The organism is Methylobacterium sp. D53M (genome assembly GCF_053345625.1).
This window is the reverse complement of the sequence record NZ_JBKFAL010000003.1, coordinates 312146-338632: the sequence shown is the minus strand read 5'-3', so window position 1 is coordinate 338632 and position 26487 is coordinate 312146. Positions and strand designations below refer to the sequence as shown.

21 protein-coding genes are annotated in these 26487 nt (G+C 74.1%); 9 read left to right on the top strand and 12 right to left on the bottom strand.

Going from position 1 to position 26487, the window contains the following annotated elements; all coding sequences use genetic code 11:
- Nucleotides 1-257 precede the first annotated feature (257 nt).
- Nucleotides 258-1433, top strand: a complete 1176-nt coding sequence (locus ACLBYG_RS09025) for a vWA domain-containing protein (RefSeq protein WP_020092347.1) — start codon at nt 258-260, stop codon at nt 1431-1433.
- Nucleotides 1434-1602: 169 nt separating this feature from the next.
- Here the strand turns inward: ACLBYG_RS09025 and ACLBYG_RS09020 are convergent, their stop codons facing one another.
- Together ACLBYG_RS09020 and ACLBYG_RS09015 are read right to left on the bottom strand one after the other, a co-directional pair.
- Nucleotides 1603-1923 carry a 2Fe-2S iron-sulfur cluster-binding protein gene (locus ACLBYG_RS09020; RefSeq protein WP_020092346.1) on the bottom strand — a complete coding sequence of 107 codons (321 nt, stop codon included), beginning with the start codon at nt 1921-1923 and terminating at the stop codon, nt 1603-1605.
- Between the two features lie 133 nt (nt 1924-2056).
- Nucleotides 2057-2377 carry an Hpt domain-containing protein gene (locus ACLBYG_RS09015; RefSeq protein ID WP_091680223.1) on the bottom strand — a complete coding sequence of 107 codons (321 nt, stop codon included), beginning with the start codon at nt 2375-2377 and terminating at the stop codon, nt 2057-2059.
- A 288-nt stretch (nt 2378-2665) separates the two neighbouring features.
- Here ACLBYG_RS09015 and ACLBYG_RS09010 point away from each other — a divergent pair, with 288 nt between their 5' ends.
- Nucleotides 2666-10069, top strand: coding sequence for an apolipoprotein A-IV repeat region-like domain-containing protein (locus ACLBYG_RS09010; protein ID WP_447681251.1), 7404 nt, complete (start codon nt 2666-2668; stop codon nt 10067-10069).
- A gap of 127 nt (nt 10070-10196) precedes the next feature.
- Here the strand turns inward: ACLBYG_RS09010 and ACLBYG_RS09005 are convergent, their stop codons facing one another.
- Both ACLBYG_RS09005 and ACLBYG_RS09000 read right to left on the bottom strand, forming a co-directional pair.
- Nucleotides 10197-10637: a DUF1489 family protein gene (locus ACLBYG_RS09005; protein ID WP_012318928.1), complete on the bottom strand. Its 441-nt coding sequence runs from the start codon at nt 10635-10637 to the stop codon at nt 10197-10199.
- A 115-nt stretch (nt 10638-10752) separates the two neighbouring features.
- Nucleotides 10753-12042 (bottom strand): hypothetical protein, encoded by a 1290-nt coding sequence (locus ACLBYG_RS09000; protein ID WP_447681250.1) that lies wholly within the window; start codon nt 12040-12042, stop codon nt 10753-10755.
- A 145-nt stretch (nt 12043-12187) separates the two neighbouring features.
- Between ACLBYG_RS09000 and ACLBYG_RS08995 the strand changes: the two genes are divergently transcribed.
- From ACLBYG_RS08995 to ACLBYG_RS08970, 6 genes are all read left to right on the top strand, one after another.
- The gene (locus ACLBYG_RS08995) at nt 12188-13363 is read left to right on the top strand and encodes an MFS transporter (protein ID WP_100251979.1); all 1176 of its coding nucleotides are present in this window, start codon (nt 12188-12190) and stop codon (nt 13361-13363) included.
- Between the two features lie 48 nt (nt 13364-13411).
- Nucleotides 13412-14566: an ABC transporter permease gene (locus tag ACLBYG_RS08990; protein WP_056532696.1), complete on the top strand. Its 1155-nt coding sequence runs from the start codon at nt 13412-13414 to the stop codon at nt 14564-14566.
- Nucleotides 14567-14576: 10 nt separating this feature from the next.
- Nucleotides 14577-15386: an ABC transporter ATP-binding protein gene (locus ACLBYG_RS08985; RefSeq protein ID WP_056532693.1), complete on the top strand. Its 810-nt coding sequence runs from the start codon at nt 14577-14579 to the stop codon at nt 15384-15386.
- A gap of 122 nt (nt 15387-15508) precedes the next feature.
- Complete coding sequence (locus ACLBYG_RS08980) at nt 15509-16591, top strand: MlaD family protein (RefSeq protein WP_020092338.1); 1083 nt, start codon at nt 15509-15511, stop codon at nt 16589-16591.
- Between the two features lie 121 nt (nt 16592-16712).
- Complete coding sequence (locus ACLBYG_RS08975) at nt 16713-17291, top strand: ABC-type transport auxiliary lipoprotein family protein (protein WP_020092337.1); 579 nt, start codon at nt 16713-16715, stop codon at nt 17289-17291.
- 252 nt (nt 17292-17543) lie between these two features.
- The gene (locus ACLBYG_RS08970; RefSeq protein ID WP_447681249.1) at nt 17544-18563 is read left to right on the top strand and encodes a helix-turn-helix domain-containing protein; all 1020 of its coding nucleotides are present in this window, start codon (nt 17544-17546) and stop codon (nt 18561-18563) included.
- Here ACLBYG_RS08970 and ACLBYG_RS08965 read toward each other — a convergent pair.
- From ACLBYG_RS08965 to thiE, 3 genes are all read right to left on the bottom strand, one after another.
- A complete protein-coding gene (locus tag ACLBYG_RS08965) occupies nt 18538-19164 on the bottom strand; it encodes a helix-turn-helix domain-containing protein (RefSeq protein WP_020092335.1) in 627 nt (208 codons plus the stop codon). The two genes, ACLBYG_RS08970 and ACLBYG_RS08965, sit on opposite strands and share 26 nt — an antisense overlap.
- A gap of 136 nt (nt 19165-19300) precedes the next feature.
- Nucleotides 19301-20116, bottom strand: coding sequence for a bifunctional hydroxymethylpyrimidine kinase/phosphomethylpyrimidine kinase (gene thiD / locus ACLBYG_RS08960; protein WP_447681248.1), 816 nt, complete (start codon nt 20114-20116; stop codon nt 19301-19303).
- Complete coding sequence (thiE, locus tag ACLBYG_RS08955; protein ID WP_091925902.1) at nt 20113-20841, bottom strand: thiamine phosphate synthase; 729 nt, start codon at nt 20839-20841, stop codon at nt 20113-20115. The genes thiD and thiE overlap by 4 nt, the downstream gene beginning before the upstream one ends.
- A 217-nt stretch (nt 20842-21058) precedes the next feature.
- On the opposite strand from thiE, the gene ACLBYG_RS08950 reads away from it, so the two are divergent.
- The gene (locus ACLBYG_RS08950; RefSeq protein ID WP_447681247.1) at nt 21059-22054 is read left to right on the top strand and encodes an NUDIX hydrolase; all 996 of its coding nucleotides are present in this window, start codon (nt 21059-21061) and stop codon (nt 22052-22054) included.
- A 9-nt stretch (nt 22055-22063) separates the two neighbouring features.
- Here ACLBYG_RS08950 and ACLBYG_RS08945 read toward each other — a convergent pair whose 3' ends face one another.
- From ACLBYG_RS08945 to ACLBYG_RS08925, 5 genes are all read right to left on the bottom strand, one after another.
- Entirely contained in the window at nt 22064-23620 is a 1557-nt protein-coding gene (locus ACLBYG_RS08945; protein ID WP_447681246.1) for a serine hydrolase, read from the bottom strand.
- Between the two features lie 146 nt (nt 23621-23766).
- The gene (locus tag ACLBYG_RS08940; RefSeq protein ID WP_447681245.1) at nt 23767-24048 is read right to left on the bottom strand and encodes a DUF333 domain-containing protein; all 282 of its coding nucleotides are present in this window, start codon (nt 24046-24048) and stop codon (nt 23767-23769) included.
- 13 nt (nt 24049-24061) lie between these two features.
- Entirely contained in the window at nt 24062-24880 is an 819-nt protein-coding gene (gene panB, locus ACLBYG_RS08935) for a 3-methyl-2-oxobutanoate hydroxymethyltransferase (protein ID WP_447681244.1), read from the bottom strand.
- 123 nt (nt 24881-25003) lie between these two features.
- Nucleotides 25004-25600, bottom strand: a complete 597-nt coding sequence (locus tag ACLBYG_RS08930) for a rhodanese-like domain-containing protein (RefSeq protein ID WP_447681243.1) — start codon at nt 25598-25600, stop codon at nt 25004-25006.
- Nucleotides 25601-25602: 2 nt separating this feature from the next.
- The gene (locus tag ACLBYG_RS08925; RefSeq protein ID WP_447681242.1) at nt 25603-26457 is read right to left on the bottom strand and encodes a quinoprotein dehydrogenase-associated SoxYZ-like carrier; all 855 of its coding nucleotides are present in this window, start codon (nt 26455-26457) and stop codon (nt 25603-25605) included.
- Nucleotides 26458-26487: the final 30 nt, after the last annotated feature.

Here is a 26487-nt window from a genome sequence, read left to right as displayed (position 1 = left end):
CATGACCGATTGAGTGACTGGGCGAGGCTTGTCCGGTCACATATCAACAGATTCGACGACTTATGCCCAGGTTATGAGTCCCATCGGGTCGGAGAGACTCGTTTGGGCGCCGGAATCGGCGCTGCCGACGGGGCTGAATCTTGTCGACCATCGGCGAAGACTCGGAAGTCCTTCGGAAAAGTCCTGCCACGCTCGGCGGCGCGCCGACCGATTCGCGCGGGCTTGACCCGGACGCCCGGCTGGCGCGTTCTCCCGGCATGCTGCTGCAGTTCTTCACGGCCCTCCGGGACGCCAAGGTCCCCGTCTCCCTGAAGGAGTACCTGACCCTGCTCGGCGCCCTGGACCGGGGCCTCGCGGAGCATGACGTCGAGGCGTTCTACTTCCTGTCGCGCACCGCGCTGGTGAAGGACGAGGCGCATCTCGACCGGTTCGACCGGGTGTTCGGCACGGTGTTCAAGGGGCTGGAGACCCTGGGCGAGGCGGTCGAGCCCGCCGCGATCCCGGAGGAATGGCTCAGGAAGCTCGCCGAGAAGTACCTGACCGAAGCCGAGAAGGCGGAGCTGAAGGCGCTCGGCTGGGACAAGCTGTTCGAGACCCTGAAGCAGCGCCTCGCCGAGCAGAAGGGGCGCCACCAGGGCGGCTCGAAATGGATCGGGACCGGCGGCACCTCGCCCTTCGGCGCCTACGGCTACAATCCCGAGGGCATCCGCATCGGCCAGGACGGCAACCGCAACTTCCGGGCGGTGAAGGTCTGGGACAAGCGCGAGTTCAAGGACCTCGACGACGACCGGGAGATCGGCGCGCGCAACATGCGCCTGGCGCTGCGGCGCCTGCGCCGCTTCGCCCGGACCGGCGCGGCGGAGGAGCTCGACCTCGACGGCACGATCCGCGCGAGCGCCCGCCAGGGCTACATCGACGTGAAGCTGCGGCCGGAGCGGCGCAACGCCGTGAAGGTGCTGCTGTTCCTGGACGTCGGCGGCTCGATGGACTGGCACATCGAGCAGGCGGAGGCGCTGTTCTCGGCGGCGCGCTCGGAGTTCAAGCACCTCGCGCACTACTACTTCCACAACTGCCCCTACGAGGCGGTCTGGACCGAGAACCGCCGGCGCCACGAGGCCAAGACGCCGCTCCTCGACGTGATCCGCACCTACGGCAGCGACTACCGGCTCGTCTTCGTGGGCGACGCCTCGATGAGCCCCTACGAGATCGCGACGCCCGGCGGCTCCGTGGAGCACTGGAACGAGGAGGCGGGTGCCACCTGGATGCAGCGGCTCCTCGACCATTTCCCGAAGGCGGCGTGGCTGAACCCGGTGCCCGAGACGCACTGGGGCTACACGCAGTCAATCGGCATGATGCAGCGGCTGGTCGCCGGCCGGATGTTCCCCCTCACCCTGGACGGGCTCGACGCCGCGGCGCGGGCGCTGGTGCGATGACAGGTGCCTTTACGGCCTCACAGCGCGATGCGACCTGAGGCGATGCCGTCCTCGCGAGCGCAGCGAAGCGATCCAGCAGCGCCGCATACGCGGACGTCGTGCCACCCTGGGTCGCTTCGCTGCGCTCGCGAGGACGGGCGGGGATCGCGCGACCGAGACGGTTTCCGTCTCAGCCCTGCTGGGACGGCGTCGTCACCACGAGGCCGTCCATCGCCGGCGTGATCTTGATCTGGCAGGAGAGGCGGGAATTCTCGCGGACGTCGCTGGCGAAATCCAGCATGTCCTGCTCCATGTCCTGCGCCTTGCCGACCGTGTCGATCCAGGCGTCGGCCACGTAGACGTGGCAGGTGGCGCAGGCGCAGGCGCCCCCGCACTCCGCGTCGATGCCCGGGACGTTGTTGCGCATAGCCGTCTCCATCACGGTCGCGCCGACGCTGCCTTCGACGGTCCGTTCCGTCCCGGCGTGGTCGACGTAGGTGATCTTGGGCATGCTGGGGGCTCCGGGCTCGCGTCGAGCGCAATCTGTCCGACGGGCGGCGTGCCTGCTTGGCGGCTGGAAACGCGGAATGCAAGCGCGGCATTAGACACCGGTCCCGGATCGATCGCCGCATTGGGCGACACCTTCAGGCGCGCGCCTCCGCGATCTCCGCCAGCGCCCGCGCGACCGCGGCCGCGAGGTCGTCGACCGGCACCGCCCCGGCGCCGGCGCGCAGGCGCGTCTCCGCGGCGTCCGCGAGCGCCCGCACGTGGATCGCCCCGACGCCCGCGGCCGAGCCCTTCAGGGTGTGGGCGAGGTCGGCGCGCTGCGCCCGCGGCAGGGCCGGGTCGGCGAGGCGCGGCAGGATCGAGCGGCACTGGCCGGCGAACAGCTCCAGGACCTCACGGGCCAGGTCGGCGTCGCCGCCGGTCTGGGCCTCGAGTTCCGCGGGGTCGATGGCCTGCATGTTCGGGCTCCCGGCATCCGGATTCGTCGGGGATTGCGGATCTGATCCACACAATTCACCCCCTGATTCGCCGGGTGGGGATCGCGCCAGACCCCTCCCCTGCGGCAGGATGGTGGAGGCGGCGAGCGACGGGCCCGGTAACCATTCGGTTAACCTTTTCTGGGGCCGGTCGAGGGCTCGGGTATCGGCAGTCGCTGCCCGAGTTTAGTCTTGTAATGGTAAACGGGGCGTTGCGTCTCCGGCTCAAGCCTCTCCAGGCGCCGGTGAACCCGTGTAACGAGGCGTTGTATGGCGACCGAGAAGAAGCTGAAGGACCCGGCCGAGGCCGCGCTCTCTGCGATCGAGCAGGCGCTGAACCTCGACGCCCTGACGCCGAACGGCACCGACGGCCGCGCCGAGCCGCGCCTGCCCGATGTCGGTGACGCCGACCCGCTGCGCGACGGCGGTCTCGACGCCGGCCGGACCATGCCGCCGCGCCTCGACCTCGACCCGCCGCTCGCCTCCGACCTGCCGCCGCCGGGCCTGGACCGCCCCCGCCGCGAGGGCGGCCTCCTGCCCCCCGACCGCTCGCTCGTGGCCAACGACGACCGGCGCAACATCGGCATCCTGCAGCAGACCCTGCGGGTGCGCTCCTCGCCCAAGCCCTACCTGCTCGCCCTCGCGGCCGGCGCCGTCTGGATCGGCGCCCTGGTGCTGATCGCGTGGTCGAAGTCCGACGGCGACCTGCGCGCCGTCCTGTCGGGCCTCTCGGCCCTCCAGGCGAGCGTCGGCGCCGCGGCCCTGTTCGGCCCGGTGGTGCTGTTCGTGATCGCCGCCATGCTGGCGGTGCGCGCCCAGGAGATGCGCCTCGTCGCCCGCGCGGTCGGCGAGGTCGCGGTGCGCCTGGCCGAGCCCGAGAGCTTCTCCACCGACGCGGTCCTGACCATGTCGCAGACCGTGCGCCGCGAGGTGGCGGCGGTGGGCGACGGCGTCGAGCGGGCGCTCGCCCGGGCCGGCGAGCTGGAGACCCTGGTGCGCGGCGAGATCGCCACCCTGGAGCGGGCCTATTCCGACAACGAGATCCGGATCCGCTCCCTCGTGGACGAGCTGGTGGCCCAGCGCGAGGCGATCGTCTCCAACGCCGAGCGGGTGCGCAGCGCCATCACCGGGTCGCACCAGAGCCTGAGCCAGGACCTGGAGGGCGCCTCCGACCGGATCGTCTCCGCGGTGACCGGCGCGGGCGAGCGCGTGACCGGCGCGCTGGAGACCCGCGGCGCCGCGATCACCGCCTCGCTGGGCGAGGCCGGCGACCGGGTGGTCAACCTGATGACCGCCCGCGGCAGCGACCTGATCGACACGCTGGCGGCCACCAGCCAGGAGGTGCGTGGCAGCTTCCAGGAGGTCGGCGAGACCCTGACCCGCAGCTTCGAGGACCGCGCCGGCACGGCGACCGGCGCCTTCCAGGCCGCCGGCACCGCCCTGGCCGAGCGCCTGTCGGAGAATGCCGGCGCCCTCACCCGGACCTTGGAGGAGACCGGCAGCCGCGTGAGCGACGCGCTGGAGCGCCAGGCCGGCACGGTGCGCGAGACCTTCGAGCGCTCCGTGACGGGGCTCGAATCCGCCTTCCTGTCGCGCGGCTCGGAACTGACCGAGCGCTTCGGCGCCATGGGCGCCGAGATCACCGCCCGCTTCGCCGAGACCGGTTCGGCCCTGACCCAGGACATCGCCGGCCGCGGCCTCGCGCTGCGCGCCGAGATCGAGAGCGCCGGCCTGTCGGTCGCCGAGACGATCGAGGGCCGCGGGCGCGACGCCCAGGCCGCCCTGGCGCTCGCCGCCAGCGGCGCCGGCGAGACCCTGGCGGCCCGCGCGGGCGCCGTGCGCGACGACCTCGTCGGCACCGCCGAGCGGATCGCCGAGGCCCTGTCGGAGCGCGGCGGCGCCCTCGCCGAGCGGATGGACGGCATCGCGGCGCGCCTCGACGAGACCGTGACGGTCCGGGCCGCGGACCTGGAGCACCGGGTCGCGGCGGCGGCCGAGCAGGCCGGCGGCAGCATCGCGCACCGGACCGAGACGGTCGCGGCCAACCTCGAGGCCGCCTTCGCGGCCCTGGGCCGGGGCTTCGAGACGGGGGCCTCCTCCGCGGTCCAGTCGCTGCGGGGCACCGTCGAGGGCCTGTCGGGCGAGATCGACGGCCGCACCGCCGAGGCGGTCGCGGCGCTCCGGCGCGGGGCCGAGGCGGCCACCGATGCCCTGCGCGGCACGGCCGAGGACGCCACCGGCGCGGTCGAGGCCCGGACCCTCGAGGCCGTGCGGGTGTTCGAGCGCCGGGTCGCGGATTCCGCCGCCGCCCTGTCGGCGCGGACCGAGGAGGCGGCCGCCGCGCTGCGGGCCGCCGCCGATCAGGCGAGCCAGGCCGCCGAGACGCAGACGCGGGACGCCGCCGCCCGGCTCGCCGCGGCGCTGGACACCCTGCGCACCGCCTCCGGCGAGGTCACCGGCGCGGTCGAGGCCGAGACCGCGATCCTCACCGCCCGGTTCCGCGACGCCGCCGACCGGGCCGGCACCGAGCTCGGCGCCCGCGGCACGGACGCCGTCGCGGCGGTCCGCGCCGCCCTGGACGATCTCAACCGCGAGCTCGCCGCCCGGACCGGCGACGCCACCGGCAGCCTCGCCGAGGCCGCCCGCGCGATCTCGGCCGACCTCGCCGCCCGGATCGGCGAGATGGAGGCGGCCTTCGGCGAGCACGGCCGGAGCGTCGCCGAGCTGCTCGCCGGCCACGCCGACGAGACCCAGGCCCGGATCAGCGGCACCGGCCGCGACATCGTGCTCGCCGTGGCGAGCCAGGGCGCCCGCATCGCCGACACCCTCAGCCAGACCGGCGCGAGCTTCGCCGAGACCGCCGACGGCCGGGTCCGGGCGATCGACGAGACGCTGGGCAACCGCCTCGCCGCCCTGCAGGAGACCATCGCCCGCGGCGACATCCTGGCCGACCGGATCAACCGCGACACCGCCGCGCTGGGCGAGACCGTCGGCGCCCGGCTGGAGGAGATGGACCGCCTCCTCACCGGCAAGGGCGAGGCCGTCGCCGAGACGATCGCCACCCGGGCCCGCGAGGCCGGCAGCCTGATCGAGACCCATCTCGGCGGCCTGGAGACGCGCTCGGCCGAGCGGGCCGCCGCCATCGCGGCCGCCGTGGCGGCGCTGGTCGGCCAGATCGACGACCACCTCGGCAGCCGCGCGAACGCCGTGGACGACGCGCTGCGCGCCCGGACCGACGAGATGGCCCGCGTCATGGCCGAGGGCCATCGCGGCCTGATGGAGATGCTGGAGGGCCGCACCTCCGGGCTCGGCCAGGACATCGCCCGCCACACGGTCGAGATCGCCCGGCGGATCGAGGAGAGCGCCGGCCATTTCGACACCGGCGTCATCGGCCGCCTGCAGGCGATCGCCGAGACCCTGGACCAGCGCGCCCGCCTCGTGGACGAGAGCTTCGGCGTCCAGGCCTTCGAGGCGATCCGCCTGATCGAGGCGCGCACCCGGGCGGTGGACGAGGAGCTGGCCGGCCGGACCCGCGACCTCGTGGCGATGATCGCCGACCGGACCGGCGGCCTCGACGGCGCCATGGCCGAGCGCGTCCGCGCCCTCACCGGCACCATCGAGGAGGCCACCCGCGGCCTCGAGGCCGCGCTGGCGAACCGCGCGGATTCGATGATCCGCCTGGTGGACGAGCGCACCGAGAACGCCGACGCGGCGCTGGCGGCCCGCACCGAGGCCGTGCACGCGGCCTTCGCGGAGCGCGCCGACCTCATCGGCCGCCTGATCGACGAGCGCATCGCCGCCATGTCGGGCGAGCTCGACGAGAAGGGCCGCGCCGTGTTCGGGGCGATCGGCGGCCGGATCACCGAGCTCGCCCGCCTGCTCGACCGCGGCGGCACCTCGCTGGCCGAGCTCATCGACCAGCGCGGCGAGAGCGTGCTCGCCAAGCTCCAGCAGACCATCGCGGACGCCGAGCGGATGCTCGATGCCGGCGAGGGCCGCCTGGGCCACACCCTGTCGAGCCGCACGGCCGACATCAGCGGCCTCCTCGACGAGGGCGTCCGCTCGGTCCACACCCTGCTGGACGACCGCACCAACCAGATCCGCGTCCTGCTGGACGACCATGCCGGCACCCTGGCCGCCACCCTGGACGGCCGGATGGGCCCGATCCACGAGGCGCTGGACGGCCGCGGGCAGGCGATGGTCGCCGCCCTGGAGGGCGCGTTCGGCTCCGCCACCGGCGCCCTGGACGACCGCACCCGCCAGCTCGGCAGCCTGTTCGACGAGCGGCTCGGCCACCTCGAGAGCTTGGTCGACGGCCGCGGCACCCGCCTCGCCGACACCCTCACTGCCCGGGCCCAGGCCCTGCGCACCCTGTTCGAGGAGGCCCAGTCGGCCCTCGACGGCGTGGTCGAGGGCGGCGGCGGCCGCTTCGCCGCCGCGGTCGACGCCCGCATCCAGTCCCTCCGCGCGGTGCTGGAGGAGGCGCCCGCCGCCGTCTCGGCGCTGGTGGAGACCCGCGAGCGCCAGCTCGCCGCCACCCTCGACGCCCGCACGCAGCGCCTCCACACCCTGTTCGAGGAGGCCCAGGCCGGCCTGCGCGACCTCGTGGACGGGCGCGGCCAGGAGGTCGCCGACGCCATCGCGGCCCGGACCGAGGGCCTGCGCACGACCCTCGACGCGGCGCCTGCCCAGATGGCGGACCTGCTGGACACCCGCCTGTCCGACCTCCAGGGCCTGTTCGAGCGGGCGCAGGGCGAGATCGACCGCCTCGTGGACACCCGCGGCCGACAGATCGCCGGCACGATCGAGCACCGCACGCAGGCGCTCCAGACCACGATCGAGGGCGTGAACCCGGCGATCGCCGGCCTGCTCGAGGAGCGCGAGAACCGCCTCGCCGAGACCCTCAAGGAGCGGACGGGCGAGCTGCAGACCCTGTTCGACCGGGTGCAGAACCGCCTCGGCGCCCTGGTCGAGGGCACCGGCCGCGACGTGTCCGAGCGGGTCGACGCGCGCGTCGAGACCCTGCGGGCGACCTTCGAGCAGGCGCGCGCCGCGATCGAGGGCCTGCTGGAGGACCGCGGCCAAGCCCTGGTGGCGGCCGCCGAGGGCCGGACCGGCGCCCTGGTGGAGGTGTTCGACGCCCGCCTGCGCGCCCTCGACGGTGCCGTCGAGGGTCGGACCGGCGCCCTGGTCGAGACCTTCGACGCCCGCCTGCGCGCCCTGGACGGCGCCGTCGAGGGCCGCACCGGCGCCCTCGTGGAGACCTTCGATGCCCGGCTGCGGGAGCTGGACGGCGTGGTCGAGGGCCGCACCGCGGCCCTGGCGCAGGCCGTCGAGGCGCAGAGCGAGGCCCTGGCCCGCGGCGTCGACGCCCGCGCCGACGCCTTCACGCAGCGCATCGACAGCCGCATGCGGCTGTTCGCGACCCTGGTGGCGCAGCGCGCCGACACCCTGGCCACCGCCTTCGACGACCGCCACGAGGCCTTCGCGGGCCTCATGGACGAGCGCACGGCGTCCCTGGTCGCCGCCCTCGACGAGCGGGCCCGCGCCCATGCCGAGCAGGTCGAGGCCCACAACGCGGCCCTGGCCGAGACGCTCAGCCGCCGCGAGGCCGCGCTCGCCGGCCTGATCGACGCCCGCACCGAGGCCCTCGGGGCCGGGTTCGAGCGCCGCGCCACGGCGCTCGGTGCCCTGGTCGACGCCCGCGGCGAGGCCCTGTCCCGCCGCCTCGCCGAGAGCGCCGAGACCCTGGTGCGCGCCATCGAGGAGCGCGGCGGCGCGCTGCTCGCCAGCGTCGAGGGCAGCGGCCGCGCCGTCGGCGACAGCCTGGATGGCCATGTCGAGCGCCTGCGCGGCGCCATCGACGGGCCGATGATGGACCTGTCGCGGGCCCTGTCGGACCGGGCCGAGGCGATCGAGCGGACGCTCGCCGAGACCGGAATGCCGCTCGCCGAGAGCCTGCGGGAGCGGACCGAGGAGCTGGCCGTGCAGTCGCGGGCCTCGGCCGAGCTGCTGCGCGCCGCCGTCGAGGACGGCGCGGGCCGCACCCTCTCGGAGCTGTTCGAGACCAACGACCGGATGGGTCGCGAGCTCGGCGCGCTGCTGCAGCGGATCGAGGCCGCCAACACGGCGCTGACCGGCCTCGTGGCCGGCGCCGACACCAACCTCGGCGCGATCGAGCAGGGTCTCGCCGGCCGGATCGAGCAGGTCCAGGGGGCGCTGGAGCGCATCGCCGCCGAGACCGGCCGCGCCAGCGCCGGCGTCTCGGCCCAGGTCGAGGCCCTGCGCGGCGCCGCCGACGGGGCGCTCAGCGAGGCCTCGCGCCTCGCCGAGACCCTCGACGGCCGCGGCCGCTCCCTCGGCGAGCAGACCGCCGCGCACGTGGCGGCCCTCGACCGGGCCGCGGCCTCCCTGGCGGCCATCGAGGAGCGCCTGGACTCGGCCCTGTCGGGCCGCGAGACCAAGCTGACCGAGGCGCTGGCCGCGTTCGAGGCCCGGGCCGCCGCCCTGGAGCAGAACGGCACCGCCCTGGCCCAGACCATCGAGCAGACCCTGCGCGCCGCCGAGGAGCGCGCCCGCAGCGTCGGCGAGTCCCTGGCCCAGTCGGCCCAGGGCGCCGGGGCCTCGGTGACGAGCGCCTTCGCCGACCTGAAGGACAGCGCCAGCGCCGAGGGCGAGAAGGCCGCTCAGGGCGTCCGGCAGGTCATCGAGGAGGCGGCCCGCGAGATGCGCAGCGGCTTCCAGGAGGCCCAGGCCAGCTTCGGCGACTCCTTCTCGGCCCTGCGCGAGATGGCGGGCTCGATCCGCGGCGAACTCGACGCGACCCGCGCCGAGCTCGCCAAGGGCGTCCTCGAGCTGCCGCGCGAGACGCAGGACGCCACCGGCGAGATGCGCCGGGTGGTGGCGGACCAGATCAAGGCCCTCAACGAGCTGTCGTCCCTGGTCTCCCGCTCCGGCCGCTCGGTCGACGTCGCCCAGCCGCAGGCGCAGCCTCAGCGCCGGGTCGCGGAGAGCGGCGGCCGCGCCGTCGCGGCGGCGGCGCCCGCCGCGGCCCCGGTCGCACCGGCGATGCCGACGGCGGCCCCCGCGGCTCCGGCCCTGCCGGCGCCCGCGGCGACGCCGCGGCCCGCCACGGCCAAGATCGAGGCGCCGCGGCCGTCCGCGACCGCCCGCCCGGCGCAGGCCGGCGACAAGCGCGGCTGGCTGTCCGACCTGCTGACCCGCGCCTCGCTGGACGACGACGAGGAGCCGGCGGCCGACGCGCCGGCCGCCGCCCCGGCGCCCGCGCCGGCGGCCCGCCGCCCCGCGGTGGCGGCCGCCGAGACCGGGCGGATCGCCCTCGACACGATCTCGACCGACATCGCCAAGATGATCGAGCACCGGACCGCGGTCGACCTGTGGGAGCGATACCGCCGGGGTGAGCCGAACCTGTTCGACCCGCGGATCTACACGCCGCAGGGCCGGGCGACCTTCGCGGAGATCCAGCGCCGCTACAGGACCGACGCGGAGTTCCGCCGCAGCGTCGACCGCTACGTCAGCGAGTTCGAGCGCCTGCTCGGCGACGTGGTCAAGAACGACAGCGACGCCAAGCGCACCGACGCCTACCTGACCTCGGAGACCGGCAAGGTCTACACCATGCTGGCCCATGCCAGCGGGCGCTTCGACGGGGCGTAGGACCGATCCCGCCGGGGCCGTTCGCGGCGCCGGCGGGGCACACGCCGGGGACGACGAGATCCGTCGCACCCGCCCCCGTATCCTGACGTTGCGCGCGGGACCGGGCGGCGCGGGCGCCGCCCCGCCCTCACAGCAGGCCGAGGCCGACCAGTTCGCGCCGCAGGGCCTCGGGCATCTCGGCGAGGTCCCCGGAAGCCTCGGCCCCGAGATCGGCCGGCGCGTCGCGCGCCGTGAGGTAGCGCCAGCCCTGGAACGGCCGGTAGGGCCGGGGCGCCACCGGGACGAGCCGGGGATCGAAGACCAGGCGGCAGCGCGGGATGCCGTCCTCCCCGGTGAGCGGCTCGATCGCGGTGATCGCCTGCCGGCAGGACAGCGTCCCGCGGATCACCCAGTAGATCGAACCGTGGCCGGTGATCTCCCGGTGGCGCTTGGGCAGGGTGCGGGTGACGTGGAACGGGGCCGCTTGCCGGCCGTCCCGGAGCGCCTCCTCCCGGAACCGGGCCTGCCGGGCCTCGAGGTCGGCGATGGTGGCGGGGCCGACGCAGAGCTTGATCAGGTGCAGGGCCACGGATGCGCGTGCTCGGGGTTGCCGGGGGCGCCCCTGATAGCAGGGTCCGCGCCGGCGCGCGCCTGTCGAACCGCCCCGCCGCGCGGCGTCGGCGCCGAGGCCCGGTCGGAGCCTGTCAGGCGAACAGCGCGAGCCGCTGTTCCGGCGTCAGCGCGTCGATCTCGGCGAAGCTCAGGGCCGGCTCCTCCGGCGGCATCGCCGGCTCGGGAGCGGCCGCGACGGTCTCGCCCCAGGTGAGGTCGGCCACGTCCCGCGCGATGTCCTGCGCGACATCCTCCTCGACGTCCGTCTCGAACGCCTCCTCGATCGCGGTGGCGGCCTCCGGCGCGTCCGCGGCGGACGGATCGGCGACGGGAAGGGGGGCGACGTCCGGAGCCGACTCCGGCTCCGGGGCAGCCTCGAGATCGACCGCCCAGTCGGCTACCAGATCGGCCTCCAAGCCGGCTTGCAAGTCGGCCGCGGGTGCGGCCTCCGGCCCGTCCCCCGCCGCGGCGGCGAGGTCCGGTTCCGGGGCGAATGCCAGCGCGGCCGCTCCCGTCGGCTCGGACACGGCGTCCGGCTCGGCCTCCGCCACCGGCTCCGGCGCGGCCGGCACTTCGGCCGCGACCTCTGCCTCCGGCTCGATCTCCGGCGCCCGGGCCTCCGCTTGGACCGGCAGGAACACCAGGTCCTCGTGCAGCGCCGGGCTGCCGGGGCGGGCCACCAGGGCCGCCACGGTGACGGCCGGCACGTCCATGGCGATGTAGCGGTCGATGTCGCTCTGGTTCAGGTCGGCCGGCTCGCCGTCCGGCCGCGCGCCCCGGTGGGGCGGCACCCGCACCGCGTCCTCGCCCCAGATGGCGATCATCGCGGAGACCCGGTCCTCCAGGTAGCGCAGGGTGTAGACGATCCGGGCGGTGCGCTGCGCGGTCAGGTCCTGGAAGGAGCAGGCCGTGTAGATCGCGGTCGCGTGGCGGTCGAGGGCGTCGCAGGCCTGCGCGTCGGCCCCGCGCTCGCGCAGGGTCCAGGCCGCCTCCTGGATCGACTCGGCGGCGCCGAGGATGTCGGAGGTGGCCTGCTCGGTCTCGCGCACGATGGCGTCGAGGGCGAGCGACGCCTGCGTCAGCCGGGTCTCGTCGCCGTTCGGGGTGTTGAGCGCCGCGATCTCGCCCTTGGTCCGGCTGATCGCGTCGGCCATGTCGAGGAGATTGCCGCGCAGGTGCCCGAAGGCCTCCTGCCCGCGGTCGGCGGTGACGCTCCGCTCCAGCCGCGCGATCGCCCCGAGCAGCACCTCGGTCTCGGCGCCCCGGTTGCGCCGGGCGTACTCGGCGAGGAACCAGCGGCCGCGCTCGCTGGCGCTGATCGTCGCCTCGATCGCCTCGTACTCGGCCGAAGCGGGCGCGCTCGGGTTGACGGAACCGAACATGGGCCTCTCTGGACGCTGAATGCGGGCGCGGCGGCGGCCCCGATGCGCGCCAATCGCGGCGAATTTGACAGAGGGCCTTTAACGGGCGCTTACGGACGCCTTCCCGGTCCCGCCTCCCTGCTCACCCCGCTCGTCGAGACCCGCCTTGCCCCGCCCGTCCGGCCCGGCGCGCCTGTCGCTGCTCTACGCCGTGGTGTTCACCGAGATCGGCATCGCGATGCCGTTCATGCCCCTGTGGCTCGACGCCCTGGGGCTCGATGCCCGGGTGATCGGTCTCCTCCTCGCCCTGCCGATCGCCACGCGGATCGCCGCCACGGCGCCGCTGATGAGCCTCCTCGACCGCGGCCTCGGGCCCCGGCGGCTGATCCTGCTCGGCAGCCTCGCCCTGAGCCTGTCCTACGCGCTGATGCCCGCCGCGGCCGGGATCGGGTGGCCGCTGCTGGCCGGGCTGATCGTGCTCAACGCGGTCGCCGGCGCGCCGCTCGTGCCCTGCATCGACTACCTGACGCTCGCGGCCGTGCGCCAAGACGCCCGCCTGACCTACGCGCGGATCCGGATGGCGGGCTCCATCGCGTTCCTGCTGGCGAACCTCGCGGGCGGGCTGCTGCTGACGGCGCTCGGCGGCCGGCTCGCCGTACCGCTGCTCCTGACCGGCCTCGCCCTCGGCGCGGGTCTGGTGGCGTGGCGCAGCCGCGCGGTGGCGGCCCTGCCGCCGTCGGCGGCGGGCGACGGCCGGACGCGGCTGCCGCGGCGGCTCTGGCTGTGCATCGGCGCGGCGGCCGCGATCCAGGCGAGCCACGGGGCGATCTACGGGTTCGGCAGCATCTACTGGACCGGCCAGGGCATCCCGCCGACCTGGGTCGGCGCGCTCTGGGCGATCGGCGTCCTGGCCGAGATCGCCCTGTTCGCCGGCCTCCCCGCCCTGCCCGCCGCCTGGCGCGGCCCGGTGCGGCTCCTCGGCGCCGGGGCCGTCGCGGCGATCCTGCGGGCGATCGGCATGTACCTCCTCGGCGACCATCTCGCCGCGCTGGTGCCGCTCCAGTGCCTCCACGGCCTGACCTTCGGGGCGACCCAGCTCGGCGCCATGGCGGCGGTCTCGGCCTACGCCCCCGACGGCGCGCGGGGCCGGGCGCAGGGCACGCTCAGTGCGGTCAATGCCGGGATCTCGGTGGTCGCGACCCTGGGGAGCGGCGTCGCCTACCGGGCCGGCGGCCCCCTCGCCTTCCTGCTGATGGCGCCGCTCGCCGCCGCCGGCCTGGGCCTCGCCCTGGCGTCCCGCCGCGCGCGGGGGGTGAGGTTGGAGACGGATCGTCAACCGTAATGTCGTCATAACCGCCGGGCAGGGTGGTGCCTCGATCGAGGAGTATGGGTGTTGCTGAGCGAGGGCACTGTTCCCGGCGCCTTGGCCGGCGCCGCGCTGCGGGACCGGTCGGCCGACGGCCGCCTGGCGCTCGACGGCCGCTGGACCGCCGACCAGGCCCCGACCGTCGAGGCCGCGGCCGCGCGCATCGCGGCGGCCGGCCGCGCCGGGCCGGTGGCGGTCGACCTGTCGGGGATCGAGCGCCTCGACACGCTCGGCGCCTGGGTCCTGGAGCGGACCCGCGCCGAGATCGAGCAGGCGGGCAGCGCCCTCACCTATCTCGGCGCCCGCCCGGAGCACCGCACCCTGCTGGGCGAGGTCCGGCTGCGCGAGCCGGACGCGCCGCCGCCGCGGCGGCACGGCCCGGTCGTCGGCCTGCTCGACGCCACCGGGCGCCGGACCGTGCAGGGCGGCCGCGAGTTCGTCACCGCCCTCGCGTTCCTGGGCGAGCTGATCGCCGCCTGCGGGCGCGTCGCCCTGCGACCCGGCACGTTCCGCGGCAACGCCCTGATCAACCAGATCCAGCAGGTGGCGCTCAACGGCACGCCGATCATCGTGCTGATCTCGTTCCTCGTGGGCGGCATCGTCGCCCAGCAGGGCATCTTCCAGCTCCAGCGCTTCGGCGCCCAGACCTTCGTGGTCAACCTGATCGGCCTCCTGATCCTGCGCGAGATGGGCGTGCTGCTCACCTCGATCATGGTCGCCGGCCGCTCCGGCTCGGCGATCACCGCCGAGATCGGCTCCATGCGCATGCGCGAGGAGGTCGACGCGCTCCGGGTCATGGGCCTCGACCCCGTCGAGATCCTGATCGTGCCCCGGGTGCTCGCGCTGATGATCGGCCTGCCGATGCTGACGCTGATCGGCGACCTCGCGGCGCTCGCCGGCGGCGGCCTCACCGCGATGCTCTACGGCGGCCTGACCCTCGACCAGTTCCTGGTCCGGCTCCAGGCGGCGGTGGGCGTCCACCACGTCATGGTCGGCCTGATCAAGGCGCCGTTCATGGCGCTGACGATCGGGGTGATCGCCACGATCGAGGGCTTCGCGGTCGAGGGCTCCGCGGAATCGCTCGGCCGTCACGTCACCGCGTCGGTGGTGAAGTCCATCTTCATGGTCATCGTCCTCGACGGCCTGTTCGCGGTGTTCTTCGCCGCGATCGATTTCTGAGGCCGCCGCGATGAATGCCCCGATGACCGCCTCGCCGAATGGCCCCGCCCCGATCATCCGCGTGCGCGACCTCGTGGTCGGCTTCCGCGACCGCAACATCCTGAAAGGCCTGAGCCTCGACATCCGCGCCGGCGAGATCCTGGGCTTCGTCGGGCCCTCGGGCCAGGGCAAGTCGGTGCTCACCCGGACGATCCTCGGCCTCAACCCGAAGCGGGCCGGGACCATCGAGGTGTTCGGCCGCGACGTCGACGAGCTCACCTACGCGGAGCGGCGCCGGATGGAGCAGCGCTGGGGCGTGCTGTTCCAGCAGGGCGCCCTGTTCTCGGCGCTCACCGTCAAGCAGAACATCCAGGTGCCGATGCGCGAGCACCTGAACCTGTCCGAGCGCCTGCTTGACGAGTTCGCCCGGCTCAAGATCGAGATGGTCGGCCTCAAGCCCGACGCCGCCGACAAGCTGCCCTCGGAACTGTCGGGCGGCATGATCAAGCGCGCGGCGCTCGCCCGCTCCCTGGCGCTCGATCCCGAGATCCTGTTCCTCGACGAGCCGACCTCGGGCCTCGACCCGATCGGCGCGGGCGAGTTCGACGACCTCGTCTCGACCCTCAAGGAGACGCTGGGGCTGACCGTGTTCATGGTCACCCACGACCTCGACAGCCTCTACACCGCCTGCGACCGCATCGCGGCGCTCGGCGACGGCCAGATCATCGCCGCCGGCACGATCGACGAGATGCTGGCGAGCGACCATCCCTGGCTGCGCTCGTACTTCCACGGCAAGCGCGCCCGGACCATCGCGACGGGGGGCGCCTCGGCCCATGCCTGATCCCGTGCCTGACCCGATGCCCGATCGCCACCGTCCCACCCAGATCCCGCCCTGCTCCCCTCCGGGAGCCGGGGCTCCAGGCCCGGCCGGATCTCCGCCGGCCAGAACCGCAGGTTGAGCGCATGGAAACCCGCGCGAACTACGCCCTGATCGGGGCCTTCACGATCGCCGTCATCCTGGCGGGCTTCGGCACCGTGCTGTGGCTCTCCGGCGGCTCCTCGCGGCAGGTCAGCCAGCTCGTCCGCATCGTCTTCTCCGGCTCGGTCGGGGGCTTGTCGCGCGGCTCGAGCGTGAACTTCAACGGCATCAAGGTCGGCGAGGTCACCGACATCCGCCTCGCCCCGCAGGATCCCCGCCGGGTGCTCGCCACGATCAAGGTCGATCCCGCGACCCCGCTCCGGGCCGACACCCGCGCCCGCCTCGACTCGGCGATGCTCACCGGCGTCTCGGTGATCTCCCTGTCGGGCGGCAACGCCGACGCGCCGGTGCTGACCCCGATGGCCAACGGCGAGCCGCCGACGATCTTCGCCGATTCCTCCGACATGCAGGACATGATGGCGCTGGCGCGCCAGGTGGCGCAGCGGGCCGACGACATGCTGGCCCGCCTCGACCGGCTGGTCTCCGCCAACGAGGGGGCGATCAACCGGTCGCTGACCAACGTCGAGACCTTCTCGAAGACGCTGGCCGATGCCGGCCCGAACATCTCGGCGCTGGTCAAGGCCGTGGACGGGGCCAAGCTCGGCCGGGTGATCGACAACGCCGACCGCTTCTCGGCCGCCCTGTCCAAGGCGAGCCCCGACATCGAGGCCGGCCTGCACGACGCCCGGCTGCTCGCCGGCAAGCTCAGCGCCTCGGCCGACAAGATCGACGCGGTGCTGAACGGCGCCCAGAGCTTCCTGGGCTCGGCCTCCGGCCAGGAGGGCTCCAGCACCTTCACGGAGATCCGCGCGGCGGCGATCTCAGTGCGCGACGCCGGCAAGGCGTTCCGGACCATGTCGGAGAACCTCGACAAGCGCACCGCCAGCATCTCGGCCAATTTCGGCCGGCTGAGTGGCACCGGCCGCCGGGAGGTCGAGGCCCTGTCGGGCGACGGGCAGCGGACGCTGAGCACCCTCAACCGCACGGTGCGCAGCCTGGAGCGCGACCCGAGCCAAGTGATCTTCGGCGGCAAGCCTTCGTTGCCTGAATACAACGGTGGCCGGTGAAATGCCGCGTCGCCGGGCGGATGTGTCCCGGCGCACGGCACGGATGCCGCAGCGGATTAGTTTTAACCGCATAGCTTATACAGCTCCGCCGTTCGCCGGCGGGGTCCTCCAGGTCATGCGTATGGTCCGCTCGTCCCACATCGCCGCCGCCGCGCTGCTCGCCGCCCTCCTGGGCGGCTGCGGCGGCGCGGCGCCCCTCACCTTCGACCTCGCGGCGCTGCCGGCCGCGGGGCGGCCGATCGCGGCCGGCCGCTCGATCGCGGTCTCGGAGCCGGTGAGCATCCAGCCCTTCGAGGCCGACCGGATCATCGTCCGCGAGAACGGCGGCGCCCTGTCGTTCCTGGGCGGCGGCCAGTGGGCCGACCGGCTGCCGCGCCTGATCCAGACGCGGCTCATCCAGAGCCTGGAGAATTCCGGGCGGCTCCGCTCGGTGAGCCGGCCCGGCGACAAGGTCGTGGCCGACTACCAGCTGATCAGCGAGATCCGCGCCTTCGACGTGCAGTCCGGGACCGGCGAGGCGGTGGTCGACCTGTCGCTGAAGCTCGTGGCCGACGGCACCGGCAGGGTTGCGGCGGCGCGGATCTTCACGGCCCGCGTGCCGGTGTCCAAGATCGATGCCGGCAGCGGCGCCCGCGCCCTCGATCAGGCGCTGAGCATCGTGCTGGCCGACGTTGTGCGCTGGGTGAACAGCGGGCGCTGACGGCCCCGCGGCCGGGCCGCGCCGACGCCGCCGCCGGGGCGGGGCGCTCGCGACGGAACGTCCTCCGAATGCCAGCCGTGCGGATCCGCTCCACGGCCCGACAGGCGCCACGGGTGATGGGACGGGCCCGACGGTCCATCGTGGGCGCGCGGGATTTCCTGCCGATCAATCCGTGTCCCGCGGCGCCGCGGCGGCGTGCGTGGACGGGGCGCGGTTGCGGTTCGCAGCAATCGCGGTCATACGGCTGCCGTGATGCAGACTCTGTTCTCAACTGAAGGTGTATTAGAGAAGGACAAGTTTCGCCTTTGGCGAGATGTCTGCGAAGATCGCCTGGTTCCGATGGCGCAGACTTGTCTCAATGACGAGCCCTTTCACGCGACGATCGAGGGGGCCAGTATCGGCGGCCTGATCTTCACGAAATTCGCGCTGCGCAACCTGCGGGCGGCCACGACGCCGCGCACGCTTCGCCATGAAAACCACAAGACCGACCACCTGTTCATGAGCATCGTGCTCTCGGGACAGGTCCGCGCGGATCAGTACGATCGGTCGAGCACGGATCGGGTCGGCGACTTCTCGATCCGGGATACGAATACACCCTGGACGATCGAGCACAGCGGCTACAGCGAGGTGCTGGCCATCGGGATCCCGCGGGAGCGGCTGGAGGGGGCTCTGGGTTCCGCGCGCCTGTTCGCCGGCGTGACTGTCGGCGGCGATCTGCCGACCGCGACCCTGACCCGGTCGTTCCTGGGCAACCTGCTCAGCCTGGGCGACCGGCTGACGCCCCAGGTGGCCGAGAGCATGGTCTCCACGGGGCTCGACCTCATCGTCGCCAGCCTCGCGGAGCGGCTCGCGCGGGAGGCGCAGCGGCCCGTCCAGGACAGCGTCGTGGTGCAGCGCGCCCGGGCCTATCTCGAGGCCCATCTCCACGATCCGACCCTGGACCCGCCCCGGCTCGCGGCCGCGGCCGGCGTGTCCCTGCGCCGGCTGCAGGCGCTGTTCCGCGCGCAGGACCGGCACGTCTCCGACTGGATCTGGCACCGCAGGCTCGAGGCGGCCGCCAAGCGCTTGGCCGATCCGGGCTGCCTCCACATGCCGCTGGGGACCTTGGCGTATGGCTGCGGCTTCCTCAGCCAGTCCCACTTCTCCCGCCGCTTCAAGGAGCGCTACGGCCTGAGCCCCCGCGACTACCGCGTGCGCGCCCTCGCGCGGGGCGCCGAGGGTGGGCCGGAGGGCCGACCGGGCCGCCTCACTCCATCACGGCGGCCTTCATGATCACCACCATGGTGGCCCGGGCCGGACCGTCCGTGCAGCGCACGAGGTGGGGCCGGTCGCAGCGGTAGCGCAGGGTCTCGCCGGCCCGCGCCCGCTGCACGACGCCGCCGATCTCGACCTCGAACGCCCCCTCGGTGACCGAGAGCGACTCCACCGAGCCGCGCTGGTGCGGGTCCGAGTCGAGGACGCCGCCCGGGTCGGCCGTGACCTCGTACCATTGCAGCCACTCGATCGTCTTGAGCCAGCCGATGATCGCCAGCCGCACCTTCCCGTCCTCGGAGACGAGGATCGGCGTGTCGGCCCGGGAGGTCTTCTCGATGAACGGCTCCTCGTCGCCGGCCGCCAACACCCGCTCGATCGACACGTCGAGGGCCTGGGACAGGCGCCAGATCGTCGCCAGCGTCGGGTTGGTCTCGTTGCGCTCGATCTGGCTGATGATCGACTTGGCCACGCCGGACTGCTCGGCGAGTTCCGAGAGCGACAGGTTGTAGGCCTTGCGCAGCCGCTGGATGGTCTTGCCGAGCTGGCCGGAGAGCACCTGCGCGCCGGTCAGCAGGTCGCGCCCGCGCGCCCGGTCGGGCCGTTCCGCCTGATCCTGCATCGTCCCCGATCCGCCTGCACCGTTCCATTATCCGAACGATCGTGCGCTTCTTCAAACGCAATCGACGCCCGGTTGCAAGGCGGCGGGCGGCGTGCGCGGCGGCGTGCGCACCGGAAAGCGGCGGCCGGATCGGCCTCTAAGTCCAGACGGCGTGGAAGTGGTGGACCGGCCCGTGCCCCGTCCCGACCGCGAGGCTGTCCGCCGCCGCGAGGGCGGCCGTGAGGTAGGCCTTGGCCTCCGCCACCGCCTCCGGCAGGGCCAGGCCCTGGGCGAGGCCCGCCGCCACCGCCGCCGAGAGGGTGCAGCCGGTGCCGTGGGTGTTGCGCGTCGCGATCCGCGGCGCCGACAGGGTCCGCAGGGTGCCGTCCGCCGTGACGAGGTGGTCGATGCTCTCGCGCCCCGCGCCGTGGCCTCCCTTGATCAGCACCGCCCGGGCGCCGAGGGCGACCAGCCGCCGCGCCTGGGCCACGATCGCCGCCGCATCCGCGGCGACGGGCTCGCCGAGGAGCACCGCCGCCTCCGGCAGGTTGGGGGTGATCAGGTCGGCCCGCGGGAGCAGCCGCTCGCGGAGCGTCGCCACGGCGTCGTCGGTGATCAGCCGGTCGCCGCTGGTGGCGACCATCACCGGGTCGAGGACGACCGGGATCGACCCGGCGTGCCGGGCGAGGCCCTCGGCGACCGCCGCGATCACCGCGGTCTGCGACAGCATGCCGATCTTCACCGCCCTCACGGCGAGGTCGGAGAACACGCTGTCGATCTGCCGGGCGACGAACTCCGCCGGCACGTCGTGGATGCCCTGGACCCCCGTCGTGTTCTGCGCGGTCAGCGCCGTGATCACGCTGGCGCCGTAGACGCCGAGCGCCGAGAAGGTCTTGAGGTCCGCCTGGATGCCGGCGCCGCCGCCGGAATCCGAGCCCGCGATCGTGACCGCGATGGGCGCGGAGCCGCTCATCGGGCGCCGGCCCGCTCCGCCAGGGCGCCGTCGATCCGCGCGCGCAGGTCGCGGGCGCGCTGGCGCACCGACTCCGCGCCGAACAGCGCGGTGATCACCGCGACCCCGTCCGCCCCCGCGGCGACCACCGCGGCGGCGTTGTCGAGGCCGATCCCCGCGATGGCGCCGAGCGGCAGGCCGGCCCCGCGGGCGAGGCGGGCGCGGAAGGCGATGCTGGCGAAGCCGTCGAGGCCCACCGGCGGGTCGGGATTGTCCTTGCTGGTGGTGGCGAACACGCCGCCGATGCAGGCGTAGTCGACGGGCAGCCGGTACAATTCGTCCGCCTGGGCGGGCTTCTTCAGGGTGAGGCCGATGATCGCGCCCTCCCCCAGCAGCCGGCGGGCGTCGGCCGGGTGGAGGTCGCCCTGGCCGAGATGCACCCCGTCGGCTCCGGCCGCGAGGGCGAGGTCGACGCGGTCGTTGACGAGGACCGGGACACGGCCGCCCACCGCCGCCAGGATCGCCCGGATCCGCGCCAGGGCGGCGCGGGCATCGGCGATGTCCTTCTCGCGGTACTGGAGCAGGGTGCAGCCCCCCGCCACCGCCTCGGCGCCGAGCTCCGCCAGCCGCGCCCCGTCGGCGCCGCAGACGCCGACATCGAGGAGCCCGTAGAGCCGCAGGTCGACGGCCCGGCTGCCGGTCGGGGTCGAGGGGGAATCTGCGGGGGAAGTCGCGCTCGCTGGCATCGCTGTCGTCGCTCGGTCCGCCTCGGCCGGTCCCGTGCCGGCCTACCCGGACCCCTGTTTGGGCAGGGCTCGCGGCGTTGGCAAGCGGCGGGTGGACAGCGGTGCGTCGACGGGCCCCCCCGCTCCGTCATACGGCGGCGTTGACGCGCGGCGATCCTGTCCCCCTATAGGTGGGATCCGCTACGGCGCATCCCGGGGGACGGACGGTCGAGGAACGATGACGGGTGCCGCGGCGCAGACGGACGCGCGCGGGGGGCAGTCCCCGCCGGAGCGCTCCTCCGTAGGCCTCGTCGCGGTGATCGTCGCCGCGACCAAGGGGGAGCCGCGCGCCCTGACCATCCGGGTCCCCGACCAGGCGCCCGGCCGCGGCGACGGCCTGCCGGCCGGCCCCCTCGTCCCCGAGCACGCCACGCTGGAGCGGGGCCTGCGCGCCTGGGTGGAGCGGCAGACGCACCAGCGCCTCGGCTACGTGGAGCAGCTCTACACCTTCGGCGACCGCGACCGCTCCGGCACGGCGACCCTGTCGGGGGTGCACTCCCTCTCGGTGGCCTATCTGGCGCTCGTCCGCGAGGAGCGGCCGGCGGGGCTCGCCGAGGCCGCGTGGCAGAACTGGTACCGCTACCTGCCCTACGAGGATTTCCGGCAGGGGCGCCCGCGCCAGCTCGACGCCATCGAGGCGCGGCTCGCCGAATGGGCGTTCGAGCCCGCGGACTGCGCCACCCGGACCCGCCGCCTCGACCGCCTCGGCCTGACCTTCGGCATGAACGGCGGCACGTGGAACGAGGAGCGCGTCCTGGAGCGCTACGAGCTGCTGTTCGAGGCCGGGCTGATCCCGGAGGCGCGGGGCAATCCCGGCCCGGCCCTGCCGAACGACCCGACCGGCGTCCCCATGGCGTTCGACCACCGGCGGGTGCTCGCGACCGCGATCGGCCGGCTCCGGGGCAAGATCAAGTACCGCCCGGTGGTGTTCGAGCTGATGCCGCCGGAATTCACCCTGCTGCAGCTGCAGAAGACCGTGGAGGCCCTGTCGGGGACGCAGCTGCACAAGCAGAACTTCCGGCGCCTCGTGGCCCAGCAGGGGCTGGTGGAGGAGACCGAGAGCGTGACCAGCGGCGCCGCCGGCCGGCCGGCGCGGCTGGTGCGCTTCCGCCGGGAGGTGCTGCTGGAGCGCCCGGCCCCGGGCCTGCGGCTGCCGTCGCGGCGGGCGGGGTGACGGCGGCGGTCAGTCTCGCCGCGCCAGGGTGCCGAGCCCGCTCGCGTCGAGCGCGTCCACCGTCACGGCGGCGGCCCGGCCGTCGCTGCCGATGGCGAAGCGGATGGCGGAGGGGCGGTCGGGCGCCTCGGCGTCCGGGAAGCTGAGGAAGAGGTCGCGGTCGAAGTGCCGGAGGGGGTAGCGGCGCGCGCCCGCGGGGCCGACCGTCAGCGTCAGGGCGCCGTCCGCCTCCGCCACCACGGCCTCGCCGACATAGGCGTTGGCGTAGCGCCCGGCATAGGCCGAGAGCGCCAGGGGTGCGGCGGGCGGCGCCAGCGGCGTGCCGTAGGCCGCCTTGTCGGCGGCGATGCCGGGCGCGAACAGGTTCTCGTAGGCCGCGCCCCAGGCCGTCACCCAGTCCCGGTCGACGCGGCCGTCGAAGACGAGGTCGGCGAAGCTGTCGGCCAGCCCCTCCGGCACGCCGGACGGGAAGGCGTTGGTCAGGACGAGGATCCCGAGACCGGCCTCCGGATGGATCGAGACGAGCGTCTGCGCGCCGACGCTGAAGGCGCCCGCGTGGCCCCAGACGAGGCCGTGGCGGCCGTACTCGACGTTCCAGCCGAGGCTGTAGAAGGACGCGCCGCCGGTCACGGGGTTGCGGCCGCGGGCCATGAGCGGGGCGTGCGTCTGCGCCAGGGCCGGGGCCGCGACGCGCTGCGCGCCCTCGAAACGGCCCTTGCCGATCACGAGCCGCAGCCATCGGGAGAGGTCGCGGACATCGCTGCTGACGCCGCCGGCCGGTGCCTGCGCGTCGGGATCGCGCTCGATCTTGGCGGTCCAGACGCCGCCGGCCCGGACGTGGAGCGCCGCGCGGTCGGCCCGGCTGAGGAAATCCGCGTGGGTCGTGCCGGTGGCGGTCATCCCGAGCGGCCGGAACAGTCGGTCCCGGGCCACCGCCTCCCAGGGCTGGCCGGTCGGCTTCGCGGCGGCGACCGCGCCCTCGGTGAAGCCGAAATTGCTGTAGGCGTAGCCGGCGCGGAAGCTGGAGGCGGGCGGCGCGAGGCGCAGCCGGTGCAGGATCGCGTCGCGGCCGAAGCCGATCGCCTCCAGATCGTCGCCGGCGGTCCCCGGCAGGCCGCTGCGATGGTTGAGGAAGTCGCGCACCGTGACCTGCGCGGTCGGGTAGGGCTCGTGCAGCTGGAAGGCGGGGTCGAGATCCGCGACGCGCGAATCCCAGTCGACCACCCCGTCGCCGACCAGGGCGGCCACGATCGTCGCGGTGACGGGCTTGGACAGGGAGGCGATCTGGAAGACCGTGTCGGGGCCGACCGGCTCGGGCTTCCCGGCCTGCCTGAGGCCGTATCCCTTCAGGAGGAGCGTCTCGTCGCCGAGGACGACCGCGACCGCGAGGCCCGGCACCGCGCCCCCGTCGACGGCCCGCCGCGCCAGCGCCTCCAGCGCCGGCAGCTGCGCCTCGACCTGCGCCCGCGTCAGCGTCCCGGCGGATCCGGCTCCGGGCCCGGCCGCGATCAGGCCGAGGGCGAGGCACGCGCCGACGAGGCGCCGGCGCGATCGGGCCCGCTGCATGAGTCGTCGATCCCGCCTGAGAGAGTTCGGACCTCGAGAGTGGCATCGTCGGGCCGGCGAAATCAATCGCGCCGCCCCGGGCCGCGCCGCGAATGCGCGGGCCGGCCCGACGGACACGGACGAAGACTGTTCGGGAACCGGCCGGGCTAGCGGAACGGGTCGGCGTCGGGTGCCGGCTTCACGCCGCGGAGCATCCGGTACAGCGTCCATTCCTCGACGATCTTCCGCCCCGGAAGGGCGCAGAGCTCGATCGTGCCGCCATCGGGCAGCTTCGCGAGGATCGTCTGCCCGCCCATCGTCGCGCAGAAGGCCGAGGCCGGATTCTCCAGCGCGCGGGCCGGCCCCGATCCGGCAAGGGCGGCGCAGACCGCGAGCGCGCGGACAGGCCACGCGGCGGGCGCCCTCCACGGTCCGATCATGCGCGTCATGGGCCGCCCTGCCCTAACCGTAGGTGTGGTCGTCGGCCGGGAACCGGCCGGCCCGGACCTCGTCCGCGTAGGCTTTCACGGCGTCCTCGATGTGGGTCCGCAGGCTCCCGAACTGGCGCACGAATTTCGGCGTGCGCTCGGACAGGCCGAGCATGTCCTCCAGCACCAGGATCTGGCCGTCGCAGACCGCCGAGGCGCCGATGCCGATCGTGGCGGCGGTGACCTGGGGGGAGGTCGCGATCGCCCGCGCCACCGGCTCGACGATGCCCTCGAGCACGATCGCGAAGGCGCCGGCCTCCGAGATGGCGCGGGCATCCTCCAGGAGGCGGCGCTCGTCGTCGGGGGCCCGGCCCTGGACCCTGAAGCCGCCCATCGTGTTCACCGCCTGCGGGGTGAGGCCGATATGGCCCATCACCGGCACGCCGCGCTGGACGAGGAACGCCACCGTCTCGGCGAAATGGGCGCCGCCCTCCATCTTGATCGCGCCGGCGCCGGTCTCCTTGAGAACCCGGGAGGCGCTGAGGAAGGCCTGCTCCCGGCTCGCCTCGTAGGAGCCGAACGGCATGTCGACCACGACCAGCGCCTTCTGCGTGCCGCGGATCACCGCCTGGGCCTGGAGGATCATCATCTCCAGGGTCACGGGGATCGTCGATTCCATCCCGTGCATCACCATGCCGAGGGAATCGCCCACGAGGATGAAGTCGCAATAGGGATCGACGATGCCGGCCGTGTGGGCGTGGTAGGCGGTGAGCGCGATGATCTTGCGCCCCTCGGCCTTGCGCTTGCCGATATCGACCGCCCGGAGCCGTCGGGACTGCACGACCTGCGACATGGTTCAGACCTCATTCCGGCCACTCGGGACGCGGCGCGGGCCCCCTCTCCCGCCCGGGAGAGGGCGCGCCCCGCCACGCGAGCCTCGTTCCGCGGCGTCTCTTACAATGCCCGGCGATGCGGGTCAGCGCCCCGCCTGCGGCTCGGCGCCCGCCTTCCAGTCCGGATCGACCGTCAGGTTCGCGGTCTCGTGCATCTCCTGCCAGCCCTCGACGCCCTCGGGGAACCAGCGCACGCCGGTATAGCCCTTCAGCACCAGCCGCTTGGCGGCGTTCCAGCTGCCCCAGCACTCGACGTGGCAGAACACCACGACGGGCTTCGCCTTGTCGCCCCCGGTCAGCGCCGCGACGCGGGCGTAGAAGAGCGCCTCACGCGCCGGCGCCAGGGGCTCGGCGCCGGCCTCCGGCATCCAGACGGCGCCGGGGATCGACGGATGCACCGGCAGCCAGAGGCGGCCCTCCGGGAAGTTCGACGGCTTGCGGTCCGGCGCCGCCACGTCGAGCAGCACCGGCTTGTCGGGGCCGGCGATCAGGGCGGCGACGGCGTCGGCGTCGACCACCGCGGCGCCCTTGAGGGTCGGCGGCGTGTAGCCCTTCGGAGGACCGGCGTAGAGCCCCTCCGGCTCGGGCACGTTCACCGGCGAATCGGCCGGCGCCGCGGCGAGGCAGAGGAGCGCGGCGCAGGCCGCCGCGGTCCGGCCGGTCAGGAGGAGGCGCCGCATGGTCAGTTCGTCGGGCTCGGCGCGGTGAAGCTGTGCTGCCACTGGCCGCCCTGGTTGTCGGAAGCCGCCACCTGGATCGGCTTGCCGTCCGGCTTGAACGCGAAGTTGATCACCGGGTTCGAGGCGATCGAGATGTCGCCCGTCATGGTGAAGATCTTCCGGTCGCCCGCCGAGACGGTGAGCTTGTCAATGTAGCGCGCCGGCGTGTAGTCGCGGGTCACCTGGTTCATCTGCATGCCGGAGAAGTTCGGGTGGCGGATCATCAGCGTCGCCTCCACGGGCTTGCCGGCCGCCGTCTCGGCGAACTTCATGCGCATGTCGCCCATGCCTTTCATGGCCTCCTCGTCGCTCATCCCCATCGGGGCCGAGCAGCCGCCGGAGGCCTTCACGAACTGCTTGGCCTCGTAGAGCTTGCCGTCCGTCGTCTCCACCACGGCGTGCATGTCGGTGTAGTTGTTGACCCGCACGCGCAGCTTCAGCTCGGCCGGGTCGGCGGCCGGCCCGAACTCGAACTTGGCCGCGTAGGGCGCCGGGTTGTCGTCGATGATCAGCGAGACTGCCTTGATCTGCCCGTCCTTGGGCATGGTCAGGGTGATCGGCACCAGGGCGGCGTCGAGCGCCCGGGCCGGCGCCTCGATCTTCACGAGGCTGTCGGTCGGGGCGATCTGGCGGTCGCCGAAGATCGACTTGGCGATCTCCTGCCAGCGGGCCGCCCGCTCCTGATCGGTGTCGGAGGCGCCGGCCGCCCGCGCGGCGCCGGCGAGCGGTCCCGACAGCGCCGTCGTCGCCAGGACGAGGCCGAGGGCGAGGCTGGAGAAGGTCTGTCCGATGAAGGTCTGTCCGATCCTGTGCGTCATGGCGTGCCTCCCGATTGGCTTGGATATGGG

Bases quoted from the DNA above. Each gene is read 5' to 3' on its own strand.
- ACLBYG_RS08970 (WP_447681249.1), top strand. From the start codon at position 17,544: ATGCAGACTCTGTTCTCAACTGAAGGTGTATTAGAGAAGGACAAGTTT.
- ACLBYG_RS09020 (WP_020092346.1), bottom strand. From the start codon at position 1,923: ATGCCCAAGATCACCTACGTCGACCACGCCGGGACGGAACGGACCGTC.
- ACLBYG_RS09010 (WP_447681251.1), top strand. From the start codon at position 2,666: ATGGCGACCGAGAAGAAGCTGAAGGACCCGGCCGAGGCCGCGCTCTCT.
- ACLBYG_RS08965 (WP_020092335.1), bottom strand. From the start codon at position 19,164: ATGCAGGATCAGGCGGAACGGCCCGACCGGGCGCGCGGGCGCGACCTG.
- ACLBYG_RS08925 (WP_447681242.1), bottom strand. From the start codon at position 26,457: ATGACGCACAGGATCGGACAGACCTTCATCGGACAGACCTTCTCCAGC.
- ACLBYG_RS08950 (WP_447681247.1), top strand. From the start codon at position 21,059: ATGACGGGTGCCGCGGCGCAGACGGACGCGCGCGGGGGGCAGTCCCCG.
- ACLBYG_RS08985 (WP_056532693.1), top strand. From the start codon at position 14,577: ATGAATGCCCCGATGACCGCCTCGCCGAATGGCCCCGCCCCGATCATC.
- ACLBYG_RS09025 (WP_020092347.1), top strand. From the start codon at position 258: ATGCTGCTGCAGTTCTTCACGGCCCTCCGGGACGCCAAGGTCCCCGTC.
- ACLBYG_RS08945 (WP_447681246.1), bottom strand. From the start codon at position 23,620: ATGCAGCGGGCCCGATCGCGCCGGCGCCTCGTCGGCGCGTGCCTCGCC.
- thiE (WP_091925902.1), bottom strand. From the start codon at position 20,841: ATGCCAGCGAGCGCGACTTCCCCCGCAGATTCCCCCTCGACCCCGACC.
- ACLBYG_RS09000 (WP_447681250.1), bottom strand. From the start codon at position 12,042: ATGTTCGGTTCCGTCAACCCGAGCGCGCCCGCTTCGGCCGAGTACGAG.
- ACLBYG_RS08975 (WP_020092337.1), top strand. From the start codon at position 16,713: ATGGTCCGCTCGTCCCACATCGCCGCCGCCGCGCTGCTCGCCGCCCTC.
- ACLBYG_RS08930 (WP_447681243.1), bottom strand. From the start codon at position 25,600: ATGCGGCGCCTCCTCCTGACCGGCCGGACCGCGGCGGCCTGCGCCGCG.
- panB (WP_447681244.1), bottom strand. From the start codon at position 24,880: ATGTCGCAGGTCGTGCAGTCCCGACGGCTCCGGGCGGTCGATATCGGC.
- ACLBYG_RS08940 (WP_447681245.1), bottom strand. From the start codon at position 24,048: ATGACGCGCATGATCGGACCGTGGAGGGCGCCCGCCGCGTGGCCTGTC.
- thiD (WP_447681248.1), bottom strand. From the start codon at position 20,116: ATGAGCGGCTCCGCGCCCATCGCGGTCACGATCGCGGGCTCGGATTCC.
- ACLBYG_RS09015 (WP_091680223.1), bottom strand. From the start codon at position 2,377: ATGCAGGCCATCGACCCCGCGGAACTCGAGGCCCAGACCGGCGGCGAC.
- ACLBYG_RS08980 (WP_020092338.1), top strand. From the start codon at position 15,509: ATGGAAACCCGCGCGAACTACGCCCTGATCGGGGCCTTCACGATCGCC.